The 24725-nt window shown below is 61.7% G+C and carries 15 protein-coding genes; 7 read left to right on the top strand and 8 right to left on the bottom strand.

Features of this window, described 5'->3' with window-relative positions; genetic code table 11:
* Positions 1 to 6: 6 nt before the first annotated feature.
* Positions 7 to 333 carry a helix-turn-helix domain-containing protein gene (locus FYC51_RS18745; RefSeq protein WP_148735250.1) on the top strand — a complete coding sequence of 109 codons (327 nt, stop codon included), beginning with the start codon at positions 7 to 9 and terminating at the stop codon, positions 331 to 333.
* Between the two features lie 23 nt (positions 334 to 356).
* On the opposite strand, the gene FYC51_RS18750 is transcribed toward FYC51_RS18745, so the two are convergent.
* From FYC51_RS18750 to FYC51_RS18765, 4 genes are read right to left on the bottom strand one after another with little or no spacing between them, the layout of a single operon-like run.
* On the bottom strand, positions 357 to 6155 hold the full coding sequence (locus tag FYC51_RS18750) for an SAV_2336 N-terminal domain-related protein (protein ID WP_148735251.1): 5799 nt from the start codon (positions 6153 to 6155) through the stop codon (positions 357 to 359).
* On the bottom strand, positions 6155 to 7120 hold the full coding sequence (locus FYC51_RS18755) for an AAA family ATPase (protein ID WP_148735253.1): 966 nt from the start codon (positions 7118 to 7120) through the stop codon (positions 6155 to 6157). The genes FYC51_RS18750 and FYC51_RS18755 overlap by 1 nt, the downstream gene beginning before the upstream one ends.
* Before the next feature lie 11 nt (positions 7121 to 7131).
* Complete coding sequence (locus tag FYC51_RS18760; RefSeq protein WP_148735254.1) at positions 7132 to 9300, bottom strand: VMAP-C domain-containing protein; 2169 nt, start codon at positions 9298 to 9300, stop codon at positions 7132 to 7134.
* Positions 9287 to 10486, bottom strand: a complete 1200-nt coding sequence (locus FYC51_RS18765) for an alpha/beta fold hydrolase (RefSeq protein WP_148735256.1) — start codon at positions 10484 to 10486, stop codon at positions 9287 to 9289. Before FYC51_RS18765 ends, FYC51_RS18760 begins: the two co-directional genes overlap by 14 nt.
* Before the next feature lie 430 nt (positions 10487 to 10916).
* On the opposite strand from FYC51_RS18765, the gene FYC51_RS18770 reads away from it, so the two are divergent.
* Positions 10917 to 11315 (top strand): hypothetical protein, encoded by a 399-nt coding sequence (locus FYC51_RS18770; protein WP_148735257.1) that lies wholly within the window; start codon positions 10917 to 10919, stop codon positions 11313 to 11315.
* A 404-nt stretch (positions 11316 to 11719) separates the two neighbouring features.
* Positions 11720 to 13651 carry a hypothetical protein gene (locus tag FYC51_RS18775; RefSeq protein ID WP_148735259.1) on the top strand — a complete coding sequence of 644 codons (1932 nt, stop codon included), beginning with the start codon at positions 11720 to 11722 and terminating at the stop codon, positions 13649 to 13651.
* 301 nt (positions 13652 to 13952) lie between these two features.
* Here FYC51_RS18775 and FYC51_RS18780 read toward each other — a convergent pair whose 3' ends face one another.
* Both FYC51_RS18780 and FYC51_RS18785 read right to left on the bottom strand, forming a co-directional pair.
* Complete coding sequence (locus FYC51_RS18780; protein WP_148735260.1) at positions 13953 to 14729, bottom strand: hypothetical protein; 777 nt, start codon at positions 14727 to 14729, stop codon at positions 13953 to 13955.
* A 16-nt stretch (positions 14730 to 14745) separates the two neighbouring features.
* The gene (locus FYC51_RS18785; RefSeq protein WP_148735261.1) at positions 14746 to 16887 is read right to left on the bottom strand and encodes a M64 family metallopeptidase; all 2142 of its coding nucleotides are present in this window, start codon (positions 16885 to 16887) and stop codon (positions 14746 to 14748) included.
* 493 nt (positions 16888 to 17380) lie between these two features.
* Here FYC51_RS18785 and FYC51_RS18790 point away from each other — a divergent pair, with 493 nt between their 5' ends.
* Entirely contained in the window at positions 17381 to 19732 is a 2352-nt protein-coding gene (locus FYC51_RS18790) for a hypothetical protein (protein WP_148735262.1), read from the top strand.
* Positions 19733 to 19772: 40 nt separating this feature from the next.
* Positions 19773 to 20138, top strand: a complete 366-nt coding sequence (locus FYC51_RS18795; protein ID WP_148735263.1) for a hypothetical protein — start codon at positions 19773 to 19775, stop codon at positions 20136 to 20138.
* Here the strand turns inward: FYC51_RS18795 and FYC51_RS18800 are convergent, their stop codons facing one another.
* Positions 20139 to 20867 (bottom strand): hypothetical protein, encoded by a 729-nt coding sequence (locus FYC51_RS18800; protein WP_148735265.1) that lies wholly within the window; start codon positions 20865 to 20867, stop codon positions 20139 to 20141.
* An 80-nt stretch (positions 20868 to 20947) separates the two neighbouring features.
* Positions 20948 to 23113 carry an FG-GAP repeat protein gene (locus tag FYC51_RS18805; protein WP_187432731.1) on the bottom strand — a complete coding sequence of 722 codons (2166 nt, stop codon included), beginning with the start codon at positions 23111 to 23113 and terminating at the stop codon, positions 20948 to 20950.
* A gap of 277 nt (positions 23114 to 23390) precedes the next feature.
* Here FYC51_RS18805 and FYC51_RS18810 point away from each other — a divergent pair, with 277 nt between their 5' ends.
* Both FYC51_RS18810 and FYC51_RS18815 read left to right on the top strand, forming a co-directional pair.
* Entirely contained in the window at positions 23391 to 23777 is a 387-nt protein-coding gene (locus tag FYC51_RS18810) for a hypothetical protein (RefSeq protein ID WP_148735268.1), read from the top strand.
* Positions 23778 to 23902: 125 nt separating this feature from the next.
* Positions 23903 to 24520 carry a hypothetical protein gene (locus FYC51_RS18815; protein ID WP_148735269.1) on the top strand — a complete coding sequence of 206 codons (618 nt, stop codon included), beginning with the start codon at positions 23903 to 23905 and terminating at the stop codon, positions 24518 to 24520.
* Positions 24521 to 24725: the final 205 nt, after the last annotated feature.

Here is a 24725-nt window from a genome sequence, read left to right on the forward strand (position 1 = left end):
CCGAGAGTGAAGCGCTCATGGAACCGTCTGAGCGACGAATCACGCGCCAGAGTGGCACAGCGATACGAGGCCGGCGAGACGACGACCCAACTTGCCAAGGACTACCGCGTTGCAAAATCCACGATCATCGGGATACTGCGAGCTAACAACGTCGTGGTGCGCCGACAGCCACTGACGCCAGAGCAGGTGAGTGAGGCGGCGCGACTCTATGAATCCGGGCTGTCGCTGTCCCAGGTTGCTAAGCGAATGGATGTGAATCAAGAGACCATGCGGGTGGCGATCATCGAGGCTAGGGTCACGCTGCGCGAGCCCACGAGAGCCAAGAACGCATAAGCGTGCTGCGCCACCGGCATACCCTAAGTGATTCTCAGCCGCGCCCTGGGGTGTCCATAAACGGCGTATGCGAGTTCAGACAGGTCTCCAGCATCGCGGGCTGCGGCTCGTGCGGACCTCGTCGCTTCGCCAAGCGGTTGACCGTCGAGGAACGCCTGATAGAACGCTTCCACGAAGACGGAATCTGGTTCGTCACTGAGTGACCAAGAGCAAGAGACGAGTACCCCCGCGCCTCCGCGGAGAAAGGCCTCAGCAAATCCGCCAAGCGAACGTTCACCCGAGGTAGTTCTACCGCCGTCAAACGCGTTGAGAAATACAAACGGTCCTGCGGCAATGTCGATTCCATTTCCTAGACCGAAGTCAGCTCGTAGGTCATCGACGGTATAGCGCCAAGCCGGGTCCTCCTCCGCGGCGTGGTTGAATTCAGCAAGCAGGAGCTCCTGCTGTGGCGGTTCGACCTCAGACCATCGACAATGTCCCGCAAAGTGAAAGAGGTCGAAACCATCCCTCATCATCGCGTGCATGCCCGAGGCATCTTCTGGCTCGATTGAAGTTGCTTGGATCATATGCTCCAGCAGGCGCCGCTCTTCGGCCGAGCTGACCAACCGTAGGCGAGAGTCGACATACAACGGGCAGACGACCCTGGCCCGACCAGGGGCGACGGGGATCTCCGTCGGATGAGGAGTGTCGTATACCCAGCGAATCAATCCCGTATTGCCGAGAAATCGAACTTCTCCATTGTCTCGCTCACCGGGCGATGGTACGAGGTGCACAAGTTCCCACGGTATGTCGAACTCGCCGTTGGACTGCACAATAAGACCGTCAAGCTCGTCGCGGTGTCGCCATAGAAGATTGAGGACCTCGGGTGGAAGGACTGACCTTGCCAGCGAGCTTCCGATTTGTGTCATCCGTCGCAACGCCGTGCGTGCCCGAGTGTTGGAGTCGCGAAGGTCTGCGAGCTCCGTCCGAATGCCCGCAATTCGGCTGTACAACGACGCGACGAAGCGCCTCTTGTCCGACAGTTGAAGGAGACCTTCGGCCTCTTCGCCGCGGACACTAGCGCGGACCGACAGCTGGGTTTCACCCTTTACGAATGCCTCGTCAACTCTAACGCTCGGCAAAGCGACCAACTCGCGAGCTGGTTCGACTATTCTCGCCACGGCCGTTCTCGGTTCTGGCCCCGAACCTGACTCCGGGATCTCAGCTGTTAGCCGCAACGTCGCGAGCGGGAGGTCAGATTGCTGCCTTAGGAGCAACGACACCTCCGCTGGTCCGGCTTCAGTCGCTATCAGCCTAAAGGCGTGCTCAGAGACGTCGTTCACGTCCGGAATGATCAGCTCGACGCTTCTTGGCTCCTCCTTGGCCAGCCGGAACCCTCGAGGCACGATCGTCGCAACAATATGTCGGCGGGGGTCCGTAGAGATGGACTGAGAAGCTGTCAGCTCGCTCTTCGGCTCGCTTGCCCGAGGTGCTAGCCGGACACGCAGGTCGAAGCTCCCAGGCGTTCCGGGGCTCCGCGCGAGTTCTGCAAAGACGTACACGGCGAGGCCGGTTGCATCGGACACGATCGGCCCGTCTTCGGAAGCATCAGGAGGCGCGGGCGCTGTGTTCGAATGTTCCGACGATTCCGCGCCTCGCTCTTGGTCCAGGACGCTGTCGCCCGTGCGAGACGCCACCTCCTGACGCGCGTACTCCAAGGTGGTGATGCGGTTCGGGTTGTCTGGCAGCTTGCGTGCGAGATCGAGCGCATGCGACAAGGCCTTCTCGACTGATGTCATGGCATCGAGAGGGAGGCTACGAACAGCTTGCGTCAGTGCGCGGGCGGCTTGATACCCGATAAAAGGCGCCTCAACGTCGGGATTATCCAACCGCTCGGCAAGCCATTCAAGTCGATCGGCTCTTGGATACGCGCTCAGTATGGCAATCGCAGCAAGTCGCTCCCCCGCGGACGAACTTCGTTCTAGCTCCGCGAGCAGTGGACGTACATCGGACGCCAACTCGACCATCGCGTTGAAGATTCGGGTCATCTCCCTTGTGCGCTCGGGGCCTGAGACCATCGATTCACGTGTGGCGTCGTACGTCTCGGCAAGACTACGGATTGCCCGTTCTTGCTCCGGGGAAACAGACGCCTCATCTCTTCCATCGCGTCCTGGCCCTAGGTCGTCGGAGGGCGGTTCAGATGTGGCCATCCCAGCCTGTGAAGGTGGCACGTTCGGCGCAAAGGTGCTTGTGGAGGTGAGGAGGAGGCTACCACCGAGTACTTCTTCGCCATGGAATTCGGGGGTCTGCCGCCGGTTTGGGCCGAATTGCTCGACCACCTGTCGCACGAAGTCTCGGTTCGAGACCCTGCCAATGCCGTCCGTAAGGAGAGGCAGGGCTATGCGCGTGAAGTCGCCATGCTCGCTCGATTCCCACGCCACCTCGGTGGGCTTGCAGGCGCTGAACAGCACCTCGCGGCGGCGCGTGCTGGCGCGCATCGGCGCCGGAATCTGGGACTCAGAAGCGCGGACGGTCGCGTGCGCAGCGCTCCGGAGAGGGTCGGTTGTACTTCCTTCGACATCTGCACCGCGATTAACTCGATATGCGACGTCATCGACCATCGTCAGGAAAGTTGCCCGGGGCAACGAGTCGCCAACGGGGCTGAGGTCGATTCGCGGGGCCCGGTTGGCTGACCCTGAGTGAGACGCATCAAAGAAGGCGGTGAACGCCACGCCTTCGGGGATCACGTCCCAAATGCGGGCGAGGTCGTCGTCGATGATGAACCGTCCCTGCTTGCGGAAGTCCACGGGGCACAGCGCCTCGTCCTTCGCGACGTCGCCGTCCTCCTCGTCGGCGTCGAGGTCAGGGACGAACGTGCCGTGTCCCGAGTACTGCACTGCGAGCACGTCGCCCGGCGCGGCCTGGCTGACGAGCTCGAGGATGCCGCGGAGGATCTCGTCACGGGTGGCCGCGGCATCCGTCATCTCGGTCACCTCGAACTCCGCGGCTGTCAGGGCCTCGGCCCAGGCGCGGGCGTCGGCGACGCAGCCGCGCAGGCGGTCGCCCTCGTCGGGGTAAGCATCGACCCCAATGCAGAGCGCTCGGCGGGCGCCTCTGCCACCTGATGCGGACCCCGCGCGACCCGCGGGCAAGTTTTCATACGCTGGCCAGGGCGCTCTGGTGCGTCCACGGTCATTCGGGAATGGGGTGACGTTGGCGACGCCGGCCACCCGACGCCCGACGCTCTCCATGGTGGGCGCGTCGGTGTCGAAGTCGCCGTGCGAGGTCGCGGCGCTCGCCGTGCGCACGCCCACCGCGTTCGGAGCGAGCACGAGGTCGCCGTCGGCCGAGGCGCCCCTGAAGAAGTCGGCGAGCTCGGGGTCGTTAGTGAGGAACTTCGCCATGCCGAGGATAGGCGTCGATCTCTGCGCCTCGAGTGACGTCGAGACCAGGTAGAGCAGCGACTTGTTGTAGATGCGCAGGCAGGTGTCGGCACGCTCGGCCTCATCGTCCATCGTGAAGATCGCGACGCGGGCGATCTTCCCGCTGCGCGCGTGCGGCATCACGAGCCTCGAGAACGTGTCGACCCGCACGGCCGGCGCGAGCAGGTTGAGCGACTCGATTCTGGGCACACCAGCCACGAGTGCCGCCTGGAGCAGGTACGCGTGGAAGATCGAGCCCGCGCTGTGGCCCACAGCGTGCACCTCGATCTCGCCCGGGTGCTCGGCCATGAACCTCGCGAGGGCGCGCACGAAGTAGTGCCCGCCGCCGCCGTTCACGGATGCCGCGGCCGCGTCGAGCTTTATGTCATTCCAGATCCGAGCCCCGCCAAACAGCTGCGCGGCCACCTCGACGAACGAGTCCTTCGCCTCGTCCACCCAGCCGCGGCGACCGCCTGCTGCCCACTCCTGCAGCGCGTCCCAGAGCGCCGCGCCGAGGCCGGTCTCCCACACGAAGTGGATCGGGTAGACGCCGTTCCCCTTCCACCAGGCGACCTGTTGCACTGCGACACCCAGACTTGTTCTTTTGTCGACGAGCCCGCCTTGTGCATAGAGCACGACCGGCACGGGACCGGGCGCGTGCGCGGCGATGAATGCAGGCAGGTGCGTCTCGAAGATGGCATCGATGTCGGCCGCCGTCGTACGAAAGCTGCCCACGTCGCGCGACTCGAAGGGCGCACCCGTGGCGAGCTTTCCGTCCTCGAGGATCACGACGCAGGGTTTGAGGTCGGCTAATTGATCAGGTTTGATTTCTTGATCGGGAGCTACGTCATCACCCGTGCCCGCGGGAGGAGCGGCTGTATCCCACCGCGGAGTGATGCCGGCCCCGCGAGCGATCGCATCCGGTGTTCGGAACCCAAACCGCTGACCAAGTGAGCTGACGACTGCGCTCATCTCAGCAGTCGGCGCAGCTACGGAGCCCTCAATGATGGAGAACGGTGCCGAAGACGGATTCGATGCTTCCAGATATGGACTCACCGCCCTCCACACATCGAGCGTCGTCGTCACGTTCAGATACCTCTGAAGGAGCTCGCGAACTCCTGGGTAGAACTCGAAGTCGCCGTCGCCGGATCCCGACTCCGTGAGCAGCCCGCCCGCGAGTACTTCGGCGAGGTGAATCTGTTTTGCACCTGGCACCAGTCGGTCCAGCAAGAGCCGAGCAATCGGCAGTGTCACCTCGACGGCTGAGAGCATCGTGGCCAATCGGGAGGCTTCCGTCGACACTGTGGAGCGGAAGACCTCAAGGCGCTCTTCGGGTGTCCGCTGACGCACATCCGTTCGATCCGTTCCGAGCGGCAACCGAGGTAGGGTCACCCCGGCGACGGCCGCTCCAGATCCCATCAGCATTCGCGCCCAGGAGGTGAGGCGATCGGGGTCGAGGCTGATGACGGGCAGCACGCTCGCCGGCATCGACGACACCCACCACCACGGCAACCTTACGTTCAGATTCCTATTCGGCTCCCCGCGACGGTCAGCCGAAATACCTGCGTCAACGTTTCCGAGTGCCGTCGCAGCCCAAAGCCTCTCGGGCAACACCTGGACCAAGGCGACCGGACCGCTGTGACCCCACAGGTCGATGGCTGTCCATGCGTCCGGACCGGCCCACATTGCGCCGACGCAATCGGACACAACCAAGGTGAGGCGGCGACCGTTGTAGTCGATCAACTCTCGGATGCTGTGTTTCCTACCTGCCGCCGAGACGAGCTCAATGCCGGCGGTCCCCTGAATGAGTTTCCACTGCACGACGCGATCGAAGGCGCCGTACCGTTCGAAGAGTCGGGTCAGCGCACTCACGGTCGATGCCCACGGCAACATCGTTGGCCCTGCATCTAAAACGATGGAAAGCTCCTCGAACCAGCGAACCTTGGCCGGGCCTTCCACCGGCAAGAGGAGGCCCGTCGCGCAGTAGAAGTCGACGGTGCCTTCGACGTCGAGTGTGCGAAGCCGATGAGACGCGCGCTTTACTTTCAGAGGGCGAATGGCACGGTTGATTTCACGTTCACCGGGCAACGCGTTGCGGAGCGGATCGCGAAGGTTGAGCCCTATCGTTGCGCCGATCCCGGCAGATGCGGTCCTGCCCAGTGTCGGTGGCAGTGGCTCAGTTGTGGGTTCTGATGGCTGCGGGACCTCGATGACGTCATCATCAGATGCTGTCTTGGATGATGTAGTAACCGGTCGCGGCTCTACTGGTGCGGGCTCGGCGGCTCGTTCTTCTTCCCGCTCAGTTGGTTGGATCTCGGAATCGGAGGTAACCAACCGAGCGAGCCAGAGAATGTCAGCAAGATCTCGCCATTCTGGTTCGATTCCAGATACTTGGAGCGCTCGAATAAGTCGATCAAGCATCAGAACTCCGAAGTCAGCTCCCGGAAGAGAAGCTCGAGGATGGCCTGACGCTCCGCGTTGGTCTCAGGCAGCACGTTTTGGGTAACAAGGTAGACAGCGTTGAGGAGCTGGTCCGTTGCTTGGGGCTTTCCCCCGTCCGTCCGAGCAAGAAAGTCGTCAATCAGCCCGGAAACCGCTGGAGTGTTCGGCAGGCCGAGGTGGGCTGACACGATATCCTCCAGCAACTCCTTCGTAGTATCAGGCATCCGCAATCTGATGCACCGGCGTAGGAAGGCGGTGGGGAAGTCACGCTCGCCATTGCTTGTGAGCACGACGAACGGAAACTCCGCGCATTGCACTTTGCCCTTGTGGATGCGCACCCAGTTTTCGCTCTCGAACTCCCTCACGTTAACGTCTTCCTCGTTGTGCCGCGTCAGCTCTGGGATTTCGAACTCTCCACGCTCGAACACGTTGAGGAGGTCGTTCGGCAGATCGATATCGCTCTTGTCGATCTCATCAACCAGCAAAGCGCGTGGCTTGCTTCGCGGAATAAGTGCGGTACCGAGAGGACCCAGGGTGAGGTAATCGCTAATCGACGTGGTGGTCGTTCTTGAGCCCTCATCGTGGGAGATTCTCTCTGCCTGCAACCGACCGATTGCATCGTAACGGTACAGGGCTTCGTTCAACGTGCTCCGCGACGTAACATGCCATCGCAATACGGGCCCGAGGCTTAGCTCAAGCGCGACGGCGTCAATGAGGGAGGACTTTCCCGATCCGGGGATCCCAGTGACTAGGAGAGGTCTCCTAAGCATGAGCGCCGCATTCACCGCATCGATAACCTCGGGCGACGCCTGAAACGTTGCCCCTGCATGATTCGACGAGCTGCCTGTGGCGCCATCGTCCGAGAACACTCGCCATGGTGGCGGCTCCGGAAGTTTGATCTCTCGAACCTTGCGGTCGCCTCGATAGATTCGCCAATCGTTCATGTCGTCACCTCTTAGGCCATGGCTGGCAGTTCTGAACGGCGGTCAGGCAGCGCATCGGGGTCGTCCCACACCAATCGCAACGTGCTCACAACCCCCTCGGGATCGTCTCGCCGTAGCGCCCGCAGGCGTTCCGGAATCGTTTTGAAATCGCCCTCCTTCAAGAATTTTCTAAGCATCTCCTTTGTCTTGGTCCAATCCGAGGGGGGATCGGTGGCCCAGACGATGTAAGGCGCGCCGGCGACAATGCTTGCGATGAGGGGATCCCGGCGAAGATCGTCAGGGACCGTTCCGATTGCAAACTCCAATCCCTGAAGGTGGGCCTTGCTGCCGGCGATCGAGTCTTGAATGGCCGTAACGCTCGATGCTCCAGGAATCCATTCGAGCGTCGGCGAATTGAACAGCAGACTGTGGGCAATACGTTTGACGGCCTCGTCCCACTGCCTGAACACGGGCTCGTATGCACGTCGCTCCGCCACGTGGAGCGCCGTCGGCCATGATTCCCCAAGTGGCCGTGTGAGTTCTAAGTGGCTGGCGGCAAACGGCCACGTCTCGGGGAGCGCAACAAACGCTGCTCGAGGCAGTAGGAACCCGACGGTGAATGAGCCGTACCCGCCGGCCATCTTTGCAATGACCGGGACGGCGGCGTCTCTGAACCCGTCAGGAGTGCGATCACATGGCACGACTGTCTTCGGCTGCCAGCCATTGCGAGGGTCCTTGACATGGGCGACGAACTCGGTCGGCCACGCGAATCGAGCATCCGGTCCATCTACACACGGGATCTCAATCACTAGCCTGGCGACGCCCTCGGGTGGGGCAGCAGCTGCACCTGCCCGAAGCAAGCCCAAGGCGGGACCGGTGATGTAGGGAGCGAACACGGCATCAGGAAGCTGATCACCAGTGAGACACTCAACTGCTACGGCGAACTTGATGAGGGACTCATAGCCGAACCCAGCCGCTATCTCCAGCGCTTGCTCGAGGTCGGCGGGCATCGAGTCCAGTTCCGGCACGACAAGTCGAATTGCTTCGTTCATCTGCTGCAGATTGACAGTGCCAAACGCCTCGACAAAGCTTGACACCGCGCGCTGACGCTCTAGGAAGATCTCGAGATCGAAATTCCGCTCCGCGGAAGTCGCCGCTCGAGCCTGGAGGCCCTCAATGAGGCGATGACGGTTGTCGTAACTCGTGACGACCAATGCAACGAGATCAACAGTCTCTTGCCCGGTGGCGTCGATCTGGCCATCTAGTGCGGCAATCAGCTCCTGGCGGAGCTCTGCCTCCGTAAGCGCGGCACCGCTTCTCAGTTCGCGCTCGACGCGGTCGAGTTGTCTGGGCGACATGCCTGCTGAGGACAAGACCTGCTGGGTTTGTCCGGATACAGGAATCCCACCGCCGAACTCCTGAGTGTCCCTTTGACCTCCGCCAGTTTCGAAGATGCGAGTCACGGGATGCTGTCGTGTGACGCCCTTCGCGTTCAGTACCTTGAAGCTGTCGTCGATGTGCTGGACAACTGTTGGAAAATCAATCGGGAGGCACACGTTCTCTTTAAGCCACTCAAGGAGACTATTGGAGAACGCCGCTTCCCGCTTTAGGCGATCGTGCGTTGCGTACTCACCCTGCGAAGCCGCAAACAGCGTTGATTGCGAAACTCGTCTAAAAGTTCTGCCGTTCGGATTCAACGGACCCGACGAGAGGTCGTCAGGTATCTTCATCTCGGCAGAGAAGTTGGCGCATGCATCAATGAAGACGACTTGGTTATCGAAACCAGGGAAAGCATCAGAGGTCAAGTAGCGAAGGACCTGGTCAACGACGAACACTCGGGGGGCCTCGGCATACGCATCAGCGGCATAGAGCACTCGTTGTCCGCTTCGGTTGAGCACTCCGTGCCCACTCCAGTAGACCACCAGCAGGTCGCCGCGTACTTTCGATGCCTTGATGAAGAGATCCTCAATATCATGCTGAGCGCCATCGAACGTGAGGACATTCTCCGGTGGCGGGGTCTCGGCGCCAGACCAGGAGCGGGCTAGCCATACCTGCTCGGGCGGCACCCGACAGTCGACGGCCCATTGCGCAAAGCGAACCGCATCCGAGGCGACTCCAGGAAGCGAATACTTCTTTCCGTAGGCGTATTCTTCAAGTCCAATGGCGAGAACCAGGACCTTGCGAACATCAATGGTGGCCATTGAGCGCTCCTTCGACGCCCGCCCACACTTCCGGGTTGGACCAGTACGCGCTGTGCGAGTAGGGGAACGGCTGACCGTTGTCGACCTCGAGATCCGACACCCGCTCGGGGAAGACCTCCGCGCCTACGTAGGACAGGAGGTCACGTCGGTCGTAGACGTTCAACCATCGTGGGAAGTGATCCGGGAGAGAGTCTGGCGGCTCAAGGCTTGGCAACGCCCCGATCTCGTAGAGAAACGGCGCCTGTGAACCCACTGTTATGAGTAGGTCCACGTTGTCAACCTGCTTCCGGACGAGCAGGTCGGCGCACATTATGCCGCCGAGCGAATGGGCGAGCAGGATGACGGGACCGTCACCGCAGTCTTGAATCGATTGCTCCAGGAATCTACGCGCGTCATCACCTCGAGCTAGGAAGCGCATGATGTCGCCCCCGGGATCGGTGAGCTTATCTGTAAGGTCGCCGCGGTCTTTGGTGAGCCGGTACGTGGCATAGCGCAGAGCCAAACCCTTGAACGGCCGGAGCAGGAAGTCGGATATACCCATGCCATAACCATGGAGTTGGGTTGTAACTGCCTCCACAATGGCGTCACGAACGGTTCCGCTCACCGGGTCGTTACCCGCCTCCATTGAATCGACGAGTGTCTGTGCCACGATCGCTCGGGCGATTGCTTGACGATGTAGGAGTGGTTCAGCCGGGGCAGTGTCCAGCGCCTGCGCGAACTCCGGCGAGGACGCAACCGTTTGGAGCGCAGGTGGAAACCAGTCCATAAGATGGTTGGATTCGAGCAACAACGTCAGGTCGTCGCTTGCCGTGAACCTCTCGACGTCATCGCGAATGAGTGTTGCGGGCGGTGCTTCGCCGAGCACCACTTCCGTCGTGCTGTCATCGTAGTTCCGCAGCAACCGCAGTTCGTACAGCGGATCGGTGTAGAGAACCGACCACAACGCAACTTCCTCGTCGGCAGCTGATGGTTGTTGGCCGCCGCCGGCCGCAAGGTAGTCCGGTATTGAAACGCCATTCAGCCGAAGCTTCGCGCCTTCCGACTCGCCCCAGAAGCAGCCTTTGACATCGACGTCTAACCCGCGATCGTCCACCGTCTTCTTGATGGCCTCGAGTGTTGCCGCGTATGCTTTCCCGCGAACACCGGTTCCGTGGACGAACAACAGCGTGGAACGGTTGGTGCCCATCTCACCCCTCCCCCCGGGGAAAGTGCCGAAGCTCAGTGCCGCGACGATCCTGAAACCACGATTGCAGTCCCGGCGTGCGGCGCACCTACGCGCAGCATAGAACCTGAGGGCCAACCTCCGCCATCCGCTGTCTTTGACGGCTGTCCCAGAATTGGGTATGGCTCGCAAAGATGACTACGCTTCGACCGCCCCTCTGGTAGTGCGAATGCTCGGAGCCTAGGGGGCGGCAACACGAACCGCCTCAGTGCCGTCACCGATTCCTTTACCTCCGCACGCCCGGCGGCTCGGGATGGCATCTCTACCGCCGTCGCCGATTTGATTTTGCACGGAGAAGGTGCGACTCCAGTGGATCTCGTGACGCACGCATTTTTGTTTCAGATTTGGCCCGCCCGGTGTACGCTGGCGCCAGCCGAAGGGGGTGGTTGGCTTTATGCCATTGCAGACGGGCAAATGGGAAGCGAACATCGACGGCCGTGAGTGTCATCTCTTCATCAATGGCGTCAGAGACACTGGTGAAGTATCGGCGAACATCTCAGCTGGCTATTCCGGTGCCGGAGATGTCCCGGCACTCACCGGAATCTGGGATGAGACGACGCAGCATCTTGTGCTGCTCTGGGTCGGGTCAGGAGATATCGCGACAGGGGTCGGCCCAGAAATATACGACGGCTACCTGATCACAACCCCATTCGACCCAATGCCTGGACAGGATGTTGCCTGGACGCTCGTCGGCACAGCGCAAGCAACCGGACACTGGAGTCTTATCCATCACAACTCCAATTCACGTCGTAGTCGATTCGGATGGTTCGCGCGAATCACCAACGTCCGCTAGCTAGTCGCGCGGTTGCGATCTCAGCTGAGCACCGGAAGGGGCCAAGGGTCTGCGGCATGCGGCCAATCGCGACGGTCGTGCGACACCGCACGTTCGAGGACGTTGCAAGTCATGTTGCAACTCGTTGGAGTGCGTCCCGCGTCCATCGATTTCGGACACTCTCCGGTTCGGCGTGAGGCGAATCTGGGTCTTGGCACGGGATGTGCGCTGACTCCAGCAGGCTCTCCCTAGCAACATTTCCAACGTTCGCGGATCGTGCGCTTGATGAATTGACCAAACCTGGCTGCGGCCATACTGGAGCTAAGAAAGTGGCGAGCCTCCGTCCAACTGGATCGAGGGAAGAATTACTGGTGCAACGCGCTGGATTACGGCATCCTGAATCCAACTGGGGGAAGGGGATATCAATGTCCCGGATTTATATGCGCGTGCTCGTTGCTAACGACTCTGATGCAACGCTTCGGCTCCGGCATCGTTCCACATCTAGGAGCTGGACGGGCGGGTGGGAGCCCGTCGTACAGTCGGAGACACTGCCCGGCGGACACCACGGCTGGCAGGCCGAAGGCGACCTCTTCATCTGGGAGTTGTCCGGTGTCGAGGCTCGAGTCTGGTATGACGTTGTCGCCCCGTCTGGGGAGGTGCTCGGCGAGCTATACATCTTTGCCAACAGCCCGGTGAGAGAGTCGCAGTACGGGAACACCTTCCACGTGCACGCACCGGCCGGCTACTACGCCACGTATTCGGACGCCAAAGGTCAGAAGAACGACAACAACCGTGCCGTTCTCGAGATCAGGTTCAGGAATACCCGCAAGGTCGCAGTGCGGGGCTTCAAGCCCTCAAAGAACGGATTCCAGTTCTCGAACGGGTCGTGGAGCGATCAGCTGCCCGTCCTCACGGTCGGAGAACTGTGGAACCGCTTCCGCGGCGTGCTAACTGGCGGTGGTCTGGCCGACGCGCTGGGGATCACTCCCTCCACGGATTGGCTGCCGCTCACACACGCCGACACTGGTCTGTGTGGCGGCATGACGTATGCGGTCATGGACTACTTCGCGCTCAATCAGATCCCGCCGGAGGCAAAGAAGAATCGCGACGGTGCTTACGTCCCCCCTGATTCGGCTGACGACCCGATGTTCCTCTTCATTCGAGAGCGACTCCTGGATAGTTTCGATTTCACCGGTCGGGGGCATCGCTGGCTCTCGTACACCTCGCCGATCTATCCAGACGACGACGAGGGCGTTCTGCAGTCCTTCGGGGTGATGAAAGGCAAGGCGTGGGTCACGTACCGCGAGGAATGGCCTCGCATCCGTGAGCTGCTCGACAACGGGAAACTGGCGACGGTCGGACTTGTACAGTCGGCCCAGTTCGACATCGGCGCGAACCACCAGGTGCTCGCGTATGCGTACGAACAAAGCGCCCAGAACGTCAAGCTCTGGATTTACGACCCGAACGTCCCTGGCCAAGCCCCCCTCCCTGCGATCGCAGACGACCTTTACCTTGAATTCGACACCTCGAGCACGGCCGACGGAATCACGGTGACGCGTCACAACGCGCCGGCGGAGGAGCCGGAGAAGGTGAAGCGGATTTACGCCCTCCTGCTGATGGATAACTACATTCCGAAAGCTCCCCCGCCGGGGCGTAGCGTCCCCCCTCCCGACGCCCCCAAGTACTTCAAGCTGGTCAGGACGGATGCGGAGTCTTTCACCACGGGAGGAACGGTGAAGGGCACTCGCAAGAACTACTGCCAGGAGGTCATGGAGACCGGCATGTGGACGAGTCGCACCGACATGACATTCGTCGCGCAGGTGGTCGGATACGTCGATCCAGTCGTCTCGTGGACGGTGGCCGGTGTGCCGGTGACCGACAAGACGACAGCGGTTCCGATCAATGTCGGCGGGACGCCGTTCAGTATCGGATGCCGACTCCTTGCGGGCGGTCGATCCCTGATGCTGTCCTCTGCCCCTGGCGACACCTATGCTGCCGCAGTCAGCGTCACGATGAAGGATGCCCTGGGCGAGACGAAGGCAGCGACCGACATATTCGACATCGAAGGGACATACGAGGGGCCCAGGATCGAGCACATCCGCGCCGAAACGCGGTGTCTCGAACGAACGATCCCGGTTCCTGTGGACATCGGCGATTTCGTGATTCCTAAGGAAGGACCTGGGCCTGTCGAAATCGAAGCATGGAAAGCTGGCGTCCTCGCGCGCCTGAATGAGAATGCGGCGATCAACCCCGCGGCCCGTGCCGCGATCGAAGCGTTCGTCGAGCTTCAGGTTGACCTGCCGGACATCGGCGGAATCGGCACCGCCATCGCGCAAAGGAACCGCATCGGCGGCTAGGCCACGTCAATCAGGTGTTTCCGGGGGAACCCAGTCCCGGATGCGAGCATGCAGCAGATCAGGGCTCACGGAGTGACCCCGGAACGAGGGTCTGGAAGCCCTCCTGAAACTCGAACTAGATCGCATCCACGATAGGGGGTTGTGACTGCTCATTTTCGCGGCGTGCAACGCTGCTGCATGACAGTCGGGACGGTTTGGAGCTCTCGACGTCGTGACTCGACACAACTGCTCGACACTTCGGCGGAAGCTATCCCAACCTGGACGCCGCCATGAAAGCGTCCTCTACCGACGAAATGCAGGCTCAGTCGTCGGCCGCGGTATCGCGCTGCTTTCGGTCTCCGCGCTGGCTGATCTCGCGAGGCAGATCCTCGGGGCGTAGCCCCTCGATGACCGCGACCGTCCTTACTATCTCCTGCCCAACGCGCTGGGTAACCGACTCCCGCGCTGCAAGGTTGATGACCAAGTGCTCCGTCGCCTCGTACACGGCAATCGTGATGCTTGCCGGGTCGAGGGCTTCAACGGCCGCGAGCGGTACGCGGATCACGAGGTCGTACGACGTTCTCCGACTCACCCGATGGTCGTTCTCGACACCGTCGGACGAGGGGTCGGGAATCGCGATGTCCAGGCCGGGATCGACAAGCGCCCTCATCGCCAGCGGACCGTCCGGCCCGCTCACCTCGAGGAAGTTCGCGCCGCGAACAGTGGACTGCACGAGAGGCGGGGCGTCGACGACCGTACTGTCGAGCACAGAGATCCGTTCGCCTTCGATGCGAAGCACGAACCGAACGCTGCGCGTGGCTTCATCACGGTTCGTGCCACTCACCGGGTTAGGCTTCCGCATCGGCCACTCCTGCCGCTCATTCCAGGTCGCCGCCCTTCGCCGTGACGGCGGCCGTTTCCAGAGTCCAGTCGGCGCCTGGGGTTCGGTTCCCTCGAGCGGCCGTCCTATTCCGCCTTGCTTCGTTTCGCCCTTCGGTAGGGATCTCAGTGTCCGGCCGAGCGAGCGCGGTCTCTTCGCCTCGAGGTCGACCTGCTTGCGCGGTTTCCGCCCACCCTCGGAGTGTTCGATATCGGTCATGATCTGCCGCTCCCTGTCACCAGTTTCGCCCGTGGCGGTAGTTGTGCACCCACTGGTTGTAGATTCTCTCGAGGCGCACCGACGCAGTCGTGGTCATCGATCCCAGCCAGTCGTTGTTGTGCGCCAGCATGCTGACGGGCCCGCTCGGCACCCGGTGGCGCTTCGCGGTGCCTATTGGGGTGATGACCTCGCCAACGCCCCATCGAGGTAGGCGTGGTGGAGGCACCACGGTGAACCGGTCGAAGGGACCGAGATGCCACTCGCCGATCCAATCCTCCTCCCAGTCAGCACGCAGGCGCGTGCCGTCCGAGACCATTCGTCCTGCGTAACCAACGATCCAGTCCCGGGGATTCCAAGCGAACAACCCCACCTTCCCACTTCCTGTCAGATCGGCAGGCTGGAACTGGTCACCGGCGCGGAGGCCGCCCCAGCCAGGGACTTCGTCCTCGTAGAGCCGCACTCGGGCGAATCCGTTGCCGGTCGATCGGAACATGCCCAGGTAACAGCTCGACCAGTCCACCGCGTTGGACAGGAAGATGTCATCCTTTCCGTCGCCGTCGAAGTCGCCAATGTAGATGCGGTCGTTGGCGGCGAACCCACCCCAGCCGGGCAGGTCATCGACGTAGAGGCGGACAGTGCGGAAGCCGCCGCGTTGTAGGCGGAGGATGCCGAGGAACTTCTCGCTCCAGTCCCGTCCGTTCCAGATGAGCAGATCGTCGCGACCCGTGCCGGTAAAGTCCCCAACGCGGAAGATGTCCCACGAGGCGAGCTCGCCCCAACCCGGAAGCTCGTTCTCGTACAAGCGCGTTAGCTTGAACCCGCGCCCTGTCGATGTAAGGAGAGCGACGTACCGGCTCGACCAGTCGGCGAGATTGTAGATAAGTAGATCTTGTTTGCCGTCGCCGTCGAAATCTCCGACGAGGAACCGGTCGTTACGCGCGAACCCGCCCCAGCCAGGGATGTCGCCGTCGTATCGGGCGAGCAGGTGGAGCGTCCCGTCGGGCCGTACCTCGAAGAGGCCAAGATAAGGAAAGGTGAAGTCGACCGAGTTGTACACCACGACCTCATCCAGGCCGTCGCCGTCGAAGTCGCCAGTAAAGAACTGATCGCCGGGCTTCACGTCCCATCCGGGCATGGCGTCTGCAGTGGTCTGGACGTGCTGCCAGCCATCGTCAGCTTTGCGGTAGAGCGTGATCGAACGGTCGCCGTACTCGAGGAACTCCGGCGCGAGATCCGGGGTGAAGTGGCCGGCCGCGATGCGACGGAAGTTGCGACCGGTCGCCTCATGGTTACCTCGCTTGAGTTCGGTGTAGCAGACCGGGCAGAACTCGTTCGCATTAGTCCTCATCCGGCAGCGGACCGCCGGCCGGTAGATGCCGGTCGCGAATGTTGCACCGCCCTCGAAGAGGCCTGCGTCCAATGAGTCGTCCCAGCCAGCGGGCTTCGCGCCGGCAGTGTAGTCGGCGTTAGCACCGGTGCCGGTCGGCACGGGGGTGGTCGGCGCGACGAACGTCGCCCACTTGAGACCCTCGAGGGTATTCGTGAGCGTGACGTTGACCCTCTGGGGCTCGTTAGTATCCGAGTACGCACCCTTTGCAACCTTGCCGTACTCGTCTTCGAGGTCACCGAAACCGTGGCCGAACTCGTGGGCGATCGTTGCCCAGTTCACCGCCATGGTCACTTTGAGCACGGTGCCGTTGCGCAGCCCGCCCTTGAGTGGCGAATTGACGACGATCAGGATGAAGTCCCATCCCGGCGCCCACTTGTCGCAGGCGTCTTTAATGGCCTTTTCAGTCTTCGCCGAGTCCTCGAACCAGTCGTGCCACCAGGTGCCGTTGGAGATGATGCCGAGGGCGGTGTCCTTCAGCGCGTCCGTCGAGGTGTCGTCGCTCGTGTCGGCGTCCGTCCCCTTAAGGTTCCATTTGCGCGTGCTTGCGACCGAGTCTTTCGACTCGAGATTGACGCGGATGATGTTCCACGCTGCCGAGTCCTCGTTGAAGTAGCCGGACCCGAAGACCCCGTCGATCACCTCATCCTGGACGAACTTGTTGAAGGCCGCCTGACCGACCGCGTCGAACCCGTCACCGAGGATCGCCAGGGTTTTCCGTCTCGGGTTGTTGATGCCTACATCCTGCAGGATGGTCGCGCTGTCAGCCATATCGAAGTCCCTTCTCGTGTCTCCTATTTCTCCGTGACCTTCAGTGGTTTCGAATTCAGGTCATGGAACGCACGAAGCGAGTTGGAGACAATGGCGCGCACCGCGAGAATCTCCCAGAGGCGACCGTTTGTGTTTGCCAGCGCTCCTAATCCAGGTTGGTCTGCGACCAAACGATGCGTCCAAGGCATCGATTGCCGACGCCCAAGCGGCCGTTCCCGTGCGTTTGCGTGCGGCCACCGAGTATCGGTGGGCTCAAGCTACTCTGACCACGTGAGCCAAGGCGAGTCCGCACTATTGCGGACCTCGCTAAGGCTTAAATCCCCGACTCGCACACCTTCGATACACGGCGATGTCACTCGTAAGCCTGAAGGTCCCCAAAGAAGACCCGTCGGTTGGTGTGGTTACCGGGCAACGCCAACCCACGAGGAGCGCTCGCGTGATGCCATCGTCCGGATGGATTTGACTATTGATTTTCGGCGGCTGAGCGGCCATTATGAGCGGCATCCACGGTATCGGTCGAGCATGGGGGGCCGCGATGCCAAAGTGGCAACGTTTGACACGCATCGGCGTTCTGCTATTCCTAACTGTTACCCCGACCGTGTCACCTCTCGGCGCATCCATGGCGGCATCCGCAAACCCTGAAGTAGTATTGGGGCGCGCGGTGGCAACAGACGCAGCGGACGAGTGCGCGACGTTCTCGGCTGGCAGCAATTCGGCGGCTGCGGGTGCGAAAGTACTTGAACTGTTCTCAGCGGCTGGATCAGACGCGGATGTAGTCGCTGCGCAGGTGGTTGGATGTCTGGCCACTCAGACGTCGCTCGATGCCGACGAGCGGACGATGGCCGCCTGCGACGCGGCGTCTACGTTGAGTCTGGCAAATCGACATGCTGACGCTGCCGCACTGATAAAGGCGTACCAAGCGGTCCAGGGCAGCACCGAGGCGTGCGACGTCCAACTGTCGTCTGCTGAGGCAGAGCTCTCACCCACGGCGCCCGAAGACCTCGAGGAACTGTGGACGTCATTCGACGAAGAAGTCCTACAGGCCCTTCTCCCAATCGTCTCGTTTGTCGGGCTCTCCGCACTGGCGATTATCGCCTTGGGCCGGCTGACGATCCTCATCGACCCGTTTAGAAACCTGCGGTCCAATCCCGTGACCAGATCCATGGCATGGTTCCTGGGACTACTCCTCGCCCTTCTCACGCCAACGATCTTCGTGGTACGTGGATTGTGGCTGATGCGGACAGAGGAGCTCTCGCAAGTAGCGATACCACTCTCACCTTGGCAACTCTTCGTGGACTTGCTGGGATCTCCGTCCCCAGAGTGGTGGCTGCTGCTCATCGGGGCGGGCCTGGCGGTGCTACTCCTGGGTTACGCGTTCGCCACCACTCGAAGCACGCACATCACGATCACCAGCAGCAAGGGCGAAGGGGAGGTTCTGGACTCAGCGCGACTCATGGCAACCATCGACGCGGTGGCGGGCCGTCCCGATCGTGGGCTCGAATTCCCAGTGGGAACGGACATTGAGACCGCAGCCGACAGCGTGAGCAATCTCTCCGAGAACAAGGCGGTGGCTGCCGTTCAATCGCTGGTCAAGGTCGTCTTTGGCTCGACGCCGTGGAATCTGGGAGTCGAGAACGAGTCGGCAGAGGCAGTCTCTCTCGCGGTTTCGCGAAATGGGAAGCTATTGGTCGCTAAGCGACTTCGGCTCTCGGACTATTCATCCCTCTCTACGATGGAACTGCCGTCGAAGGCAGATCGACTCGCCGCCCTTGTTGCGGGCGAGTTCGTCGCCGCTATGCGTGACCAGTACCGCTGGGAGTTTGATCCCGGTCTGCATGGTGCGACAAGTGCTCAATCGATCGCCCTTCACTATCTTGCGAGTGCCCAGCTGCAAGCCGAGACCACTGATCCCGACGAGTGGCGGCCCACACTGATGAGAGCTGTCGCTCTCGACCCGGCAAATCGGGCCGCGAGCGCCACGCTCCGCTTTATCACCGATCGGTTTGCAACCGGACCAGATCTGGAACGCTATAGAAAGCGACTGACGCAGGTTCTTCATGATGAGCTGGAACTGACGCGCCACGGTAGGACGAGGATTAAATACGGCCTTGGCTTCGACTCCGCGCGGCGTGATGACATTGTCGAGGATGCGATGGCCACACCGGTGCGACGACTACGCAGGAACGACCTACTGATTCGAATTGCCCAATCACTCGTCGCGGTGGAGCGCAATTGCATTGCTCAGGCGGATGCTCGGGCCGGCGAGATCGATACGGCGCCTCTCCTCACTTACCTGCTCAAGGTGCGTGGCAACCGTTCGGCCAATCCGATCCTAACCAATAAGCGCAGGATGCTCGCCGACATCACGCTCTTCCTAACGGATTGTCAAGACGGATCACTCGAGCCTCCTGCTGAGCTTCGCAGAGCGGAGAGGAAGGCCTGGAATGAGGCCCGACCGCTCAAACCCAAAGGTCTTGCGATCGAGCGGCTCGTCTGCGAGGAAGCAGCCTTAGCGATCTACGGCGATTTTCGCAACGTGCCAGATGTGTGTTACAGCTTGGCCTGTCGCCGCGCGATGGGCGGATTCACACGAAGCGATGATTCGATTGAATCGATGGAGTCTCTGCTTAAGGTCGCTTTTCGGCGCCCATACAACCGAGAGTGGGCACCTCGGGATCCCGAGCTTGCCGACTACTACCGGGCCAATAAACCCGAAGTCGACTTATGGATTCGAGAAGCAGTGGCTGCAACCCCACGCCCCAAGCCCAAGCCCAAGCCCAAGCTCAAGGGGCAAACTCCCTCGCTTCGAAGCTCGCCCATTCGTCGTCGCGTCACAGAACACTGATCGATCCCGCAGGCCGGGCCAGTTCGCGACAGGAGTGACAATGCCTTCGATAGAGATTTCGCAGTACAGCATCACGGTGCGGTACAAGGCATCCGATTCCTGGGTCGCCGAGATCGGGTGCTTCACGTTCCAAGAGGGCAGTCACCACGCTGTGGAGACTGCTCGCATCCGGTTCTTCCCGGATGATCTCGAGCTGCCGGCGAATGGCCCCGATCTCGGCGTAGCAGGGTCGATAGCGGTCCTAAATCTGCCCGTGGGCCAGCTCAATACCGTCCTCTCGCTCGTGCGGACGGAGCATCAGGTGCTGGTTGTACAGGACCGCGACCCGTGGACAGGTGCTCCGATCGAGGGGTGGGCAGTCATGACCGGCCGCAACGAGGTCGGCGGGACTGTGTCCGGCGACTGATTACACCTGTGGTGCCGTCTCGTGGTACGGGCGCCAACGGATTGGAGTGGTCGTCGACCAACGCACGGGCACCGGGTAGCGCTTCGTGTTCGGCCGCTTCGACGCGATTACCTCATACCCCGAATACCACAGCACATGCTCGAAGTCGTAGATCCTCCGGCCGTACCGGTCGAACTGCACTCCGAAGCGGTTGTTGAGGGCGGCACCTTCGCCGGTGTAGCACCAAGGCGGGCCGCCACTGATCGGACGTGCCCCATCAGGGTGGGGGTTGTCGCTGCTACAGATGACGGACTGTGTGAAGTGAAGGAGCCGGAAACCGCCAGCGTTCACTGGCGAGTTTCCCTCCTCGCGAATAATGGCCGTGTGGAGCTCAATGTCGGCGGGTATGCCAGGGGCGTTGTCAGATTCGCCGACACGCAGTGCCGGTACGGCCCCATCATCATTGATCGGCGCGGCGATTGTGTATGAGCCACCTGGCTCGCCGTCGAGTGAGAGCGTCGCACCGACCCGGACGAACACCCCATCATCCGTGCCCACCCAGTCGATCTGCTCGTTGAAATCGCAAGTCGCAAGGTCCAGTGTTTCGAGGTGCAGAGCCGCGACCTTCCCGTGGACTAGCGGTGCCAGCCGATGCACGCCGTCGGCCCATTCACCGTGGTACTCGATGCCAGCTATCGCTGACAGGCGTGCTCCGCGCGGCACGTTCGATGGAATCTCAATCTTCAACATGATGCCCACCATCCTCCAGATAGCCGAGGAACCCACTGCTGCCGGGAACCAGGAACGACTCAGTCACATCAGCGCGCGTATCACTCCGCCACCTCGCGGAATGCGTACACCGCCCCAGACGCGACTCCGACGGGGGAATCTGCATTTTCGGACGCGGCGAGCATCCATCGTCCCGGCGCCACGGCGATAGACGTACCGAAGACGCGTGAACCCGGCGGCACGTCGACGAATTCGCGGTGGTAGGGCGCGTCGAGGTCGTGAATCTCGATTGGGCGGTCGTTCCAGGTTCCGCCAACGATGGCATGCCGTCCCGAGATGCGGACGTGTGAGCCGAAATGATCGTGTCGATCTGGTGTCGCGCACCGAATTTCTCGGAGGGGGGTCCACTCCGATCCCCGGCCAAGGACAAGGACATAACCGGGCTCGAGCGCCGCACCCTCGCGATTTGGCGCACCAGCGATGATCCGATCGCCACCGATGGCGACCGAGGCACCTAGCCGAGAGAACTTCGCTCGACCGATCGCCACCGGCGGTCGCACGACCCAGCTCTCGCCGACGCGATCAGCAATGTACACCGCGCCGGCCGCGGTGGCTCCTGGGGTGTTGCGTCGATCTGCACCGATGACAAGGGTGTCACCGTCGACGTCTATCGAGCCGCCGAAACCGGAAGCACGGTCGCCTGGCGGCGGAGTAAGTACCTGCGACAGCACCGCAAGAACTGAGGCTGAACGTCGATAGACGAAGACCACACCGCCTTGGTACTCGGAAGAGTTAACGTCCCTGCCGGCTCCGACGAACAGTTCCTCTTCCGTCGCTGCGAGGCTTATCCCGAACCGGTCGTAGTCGGCCATGCCTGGCCCGGCTCCAGCCAGATACGCTAACAACTCGGGCGGGTTCTTCGTCACGTCGTACAGCCCGACGCGGCCGGGCCGCGGCATCGCACTGTCGAGCGATGGCATACCCACCGCCACGATGTCTCCCCAAAACACAACGCTCGCGCCGAACCCCTGGCATGGAAACCCCTCGTAGACGGTCAGGCGGCCCGTCTGATGCCATCCGTCCGCCGATTCTTTGAAGAGGTAAACGGAACCTCCGTCTTCCTGTGCAGTGTCGTCGCCTGGTGCACCAACGGCAGCCATCGAGTCGCGCACCGCAACGGACGCCCCGAAATCGTCACCGCGCGAGGGTTCACGGACCACAAGCGTCGACTGCTTTCTCCATCCCTGCCCGCGGCGGTCCCAGACATTGAACATCGAGGCGACGCTCTCGCCGTCTGTCGTGGCAAAGGCCACAGCTGGATCGTCGAGGTCGCTGGCGAGATTACGAACCATCCGCCACCGTCCCCTTACGTCGGCCTCGTAGGCGAAGAGGGCCTGATTGGCTCCGATCAGAAGCGCCCCGTCACGAATTGAAATCGATGCACCGAAATGCCTCGATAGGGCACCCGGCGACGGGTTCGCGAGCGTCTGACGGAGACGAACCCCGCCGGGTGTCAATTCGTAGACAAAGGCGATTCCGGCGGGGAACGAAAACACGTTGGTTCGCGGAGCACCAACGACTAACCACCGCCCATCGAACGCGAGCGTGTCGCCGAACCCCAATGTGTCCGCCGGCTCTGCGATCGATCCAAGCGACGAACCACCGGTAACCCTGAAGATGTGGACCGCGGGCCGGAATCCGTTCCCAGACACGGCGACGAGGTTCACCTCTGAATCAACGGCCACCGCCGCACCGAAGAAATGACCTGAGACCGCTGGGCCCCTCAGTTCAGCGAGCGCCTCCCAGCGTCCGTCATTGTTCTTGTAGGTGTACGCCAGACCAGCGGCGTAGATGACGCCACTGGGATCCGTCCGATTCACCCAGGGGCGACCCACAGCGAGGAGCCCGCCGTCCAGGTCGATGGCCGCACCAAATCCACCGGCCACCTCAGATGCCGAGAGGGTGCCGTCGGGGACCCAAGAGCCCGTGAACCGCATGAGATCCACTCGCCCCGCACCGTGTGACCCAATGGCAAGGCTGTTCCCGGCGAGCGCGACAGGGTATCCGATCGGCCCCGCGGGCACGAATGGTTCCGGCATACGCATCAACTGCTCCTCGACCCAGCCAACGCTTGTGCGGTGGAACGTGACGAGGTCGCCGGTATAGCTGCCGATCACGAGCCGATCTGCCTCGAGGTCGACGTACATCCTCCCGATCTGGTGAGTCATTTCGCCCGCGAACAGCGTCTGTGGTTCAGAGAAGCGCATGATCCCACCCCCGTTGTCAAGAGTGACGCAAAGTGGAGAAGCAAACCTCATTTTGCTGTCGCGCAGGAGCGGCCGCAAGACGCGGCACAAAGTCGTGGAGATAACGCCTCGATAACGAAACTGGCGCTGGAGCCACTTTCAACAGTTATACACAGCCAGGCGAAGAGCGGTTATCCACAGAAGTATTCACAGACGCGTGTCACTGCGGACGTCATGCCCCGTCGGGGCACCGTGGAGGATCCCCGGCTTGCGACGTCCATGACGATCGGAGCGCCCGATGGATACCCACTTCTGCGAATACGCCGACGCCCACTCGCGTCTCGCCTCGCTCAATGACCGCGCCAACGGATGCATGACCTTGCTATATGCCAGGTCGGGGCACCAGGTCGATTCGGTGATCGATTCGGTGATCGATGCGCTCGTCGCACTCGATGACCTCAAGGATGCTCTTGCGATCATCGCCGAGGGCGCTCTGTTGTGCGTCTACCTGGCCACCGAAGTCGCCAGAAGCTCGGTGCCTGACGATATCGATTACCTCGCCGAAACGGCTCGGGCAAGACTTCCGCTGCACGTGCTCGCCGACGTCGACGACCGCGGCGCTAGGACGGTCCGGCGCGACATGCGCCGGGCGGTCGGACGGTTTGGTGCGGTTCGGCCGGCCTGACGTCGACCCCTACCTGACGCCACGTCACGGTCGTGCCCTGCTTTGGGGCATGCCTGGCCGCGTACCCGTATGGCAGTGTGGTGGCTTCGTATCCCCACGTTCTAGACGAGGGCTAGGTGTTGATGATGAGCTTCGATCTGCTCACGACCGGCTTGTTGATCGGTGTCGCTGCCCTGGCGGTGTTCGCGATCATTGCCGCGGTCCGTCGACGCAAGCGCAACGCGATTGACGCTCAGGAAGCGGCAAGTTCCCCTACAGTTGCCGCCGAGTCGAATCCTCCGTCGACCACTGCGACGCCGAATCCCGTCCCCACACGAACTGCAACCGGAGGTTCAGGACGACCGGGTGATAAGTACCTCGAAGAGCGAACGTTCTCGATGCCATGTACGCCCGAGGAGGCGATCTCGGTGATCGCGGCCCAGGTCGACACGAACGGGCAAGAGAGCTTCGGCGTCCCCCTTCGGCAGTTCTTGGAATCGGAGTCCCCTGGGCAACCTCCGTTGGTGCATTCGATCTATGTATCGGAATTCAATCCGAGCACCGGATTGACCCTCGTCGCAGGCAATCGCGTCAATACCTACTGGAAGGCGCACCTCCAGCTTGATGGGGCGAACCCGGTCACAGGAACGTTCTCCGTAACGCAGTATGACCGAACCTGGATCGTCAACATCGTGCAGATGGTTGGCGTGCTCGAATCCTCGACACGTTCAGTCGGAGGCCAACTGCTCAAGTGGCCGAAGTAGAGACCGAATCAACAAGATCGGAGAACGCTTGGACGACGTACCCAACGACTACAAGGAGGATCTCGCATACCTGAGAGGCCTCTCCGACAAGGGTGTCTTGCAAGCCTCGAATGCGATCTATCAGAAGCTCGACGCCAAGGCAAAGAACCTCCCAGGGCTGAGACGAGCTCTGAACAACCTCAACGTGAGGTATTAGGTCCCGAGC

Source organism: Agromyces mariniharenae (assembly GCF_008122505.1).
In the GTDB taxonomy this organism is placed as follows: Bacteria; Actinomycetota; Actinomycetes; order Actinomycetales; family Microbacteriaceae; genus Agromyces; species Agromyces mariniharenae.

Coding starts and splice junctions, on each gene's coding strand:
- FYC51_RS18775 (WP_148735259.1), top strand. CDS start 11,720: ATGTCCCGGATTTATATGCGCGTGCTCGTTGCTAACGACTCTGATGCA.
- FYC51_RS18785 (WP_148735261.1), bottom strand. CDS start 16,887: ATGGCTGACAGCGCGACCATCCTGCAGGATGTAGGCATCAACAACCCG.
- FYC51_RS18815 (WP_148735269.1), top strand. CDS start 23,903: ATGAGCTTCGATCTGCTCACGACCGGCTTGTTGATCGGTGTCGCTGCC.
- FYC51_RS18750 (WP_148735251.1), bottom strand. CDS start 6,155: ATGCTTGATCGACTTATTCGAGCGCTCCAAGTATCTGGAATCGAACCA.
- FYC51_RS18800 (WP_148735265.1), bottom strand. CDS start 20,867: ATGTTGAAGATTGAGATTCCATCGAACGTGCCGCGCGGAGCACGCCTG.
- FYC51_RS18790 (WP_148735262.1), top strand. CDS start 17,381: ATGAGCGGCATCCACGGTATCGGTCGAGCATGGGGGGCCGCGATGCCA.
- FYC51_RS18760 (WP_148735254.1), bottom strand. CDS start 9,300: ATGGCCACCATTGATGTTCGCAAGGTCCTGGTTCTCGCCATTGGACTT.
- FYC51_RS18755 (WP_148735253.1), bottom strand. CDS start 7,120: ATGAACGATTGGCGAATCTATCGAGGCGACCGCAAGGTTCGAGAGATC.
- FYC51_RS18810 (WP_148735268.1), top strand. CDS start 23,391: ATGGATACCCACTTCTGCGAATACGCCGACGCCCACTCGCGTCTCGCC.
- FYC51_RS18765 (WP_148735256.1), bottom strand. CDS start 10,486: ATGGGCACCAACCGTTCCACGCTGTTGTTCGTCCACGGAACCGGTGTT.
- FYC51_RS18780 (WP_148735260.1), bottom strand. CDS start 14,729: ATGACCGATATCGAACACTCCGAGGGTGGGCGGAAACCGCGCAAGCAG.
- FYC51_RS18805 (WP_187432731.1), bottom strand. CDS start 23,113: ATGCGCTTCTCTGAACCACAGACGCTGTTCGCGGGCGAAATGACTCAC.
- FYC51_RS18770 (WP_148735257.1), top strand. CDS start 10,917: ATGCCATTGCAGACGGGCAAATGGGAAGCGAACATCGACGGCCGTGAG.
- FYC51_RS18795 (WP_148735263.1), top strand. CDS start 19,773: ATGCCTTCGATAGAGATTTCGCAGTACAGCATCACGGTGCGGTACAAG.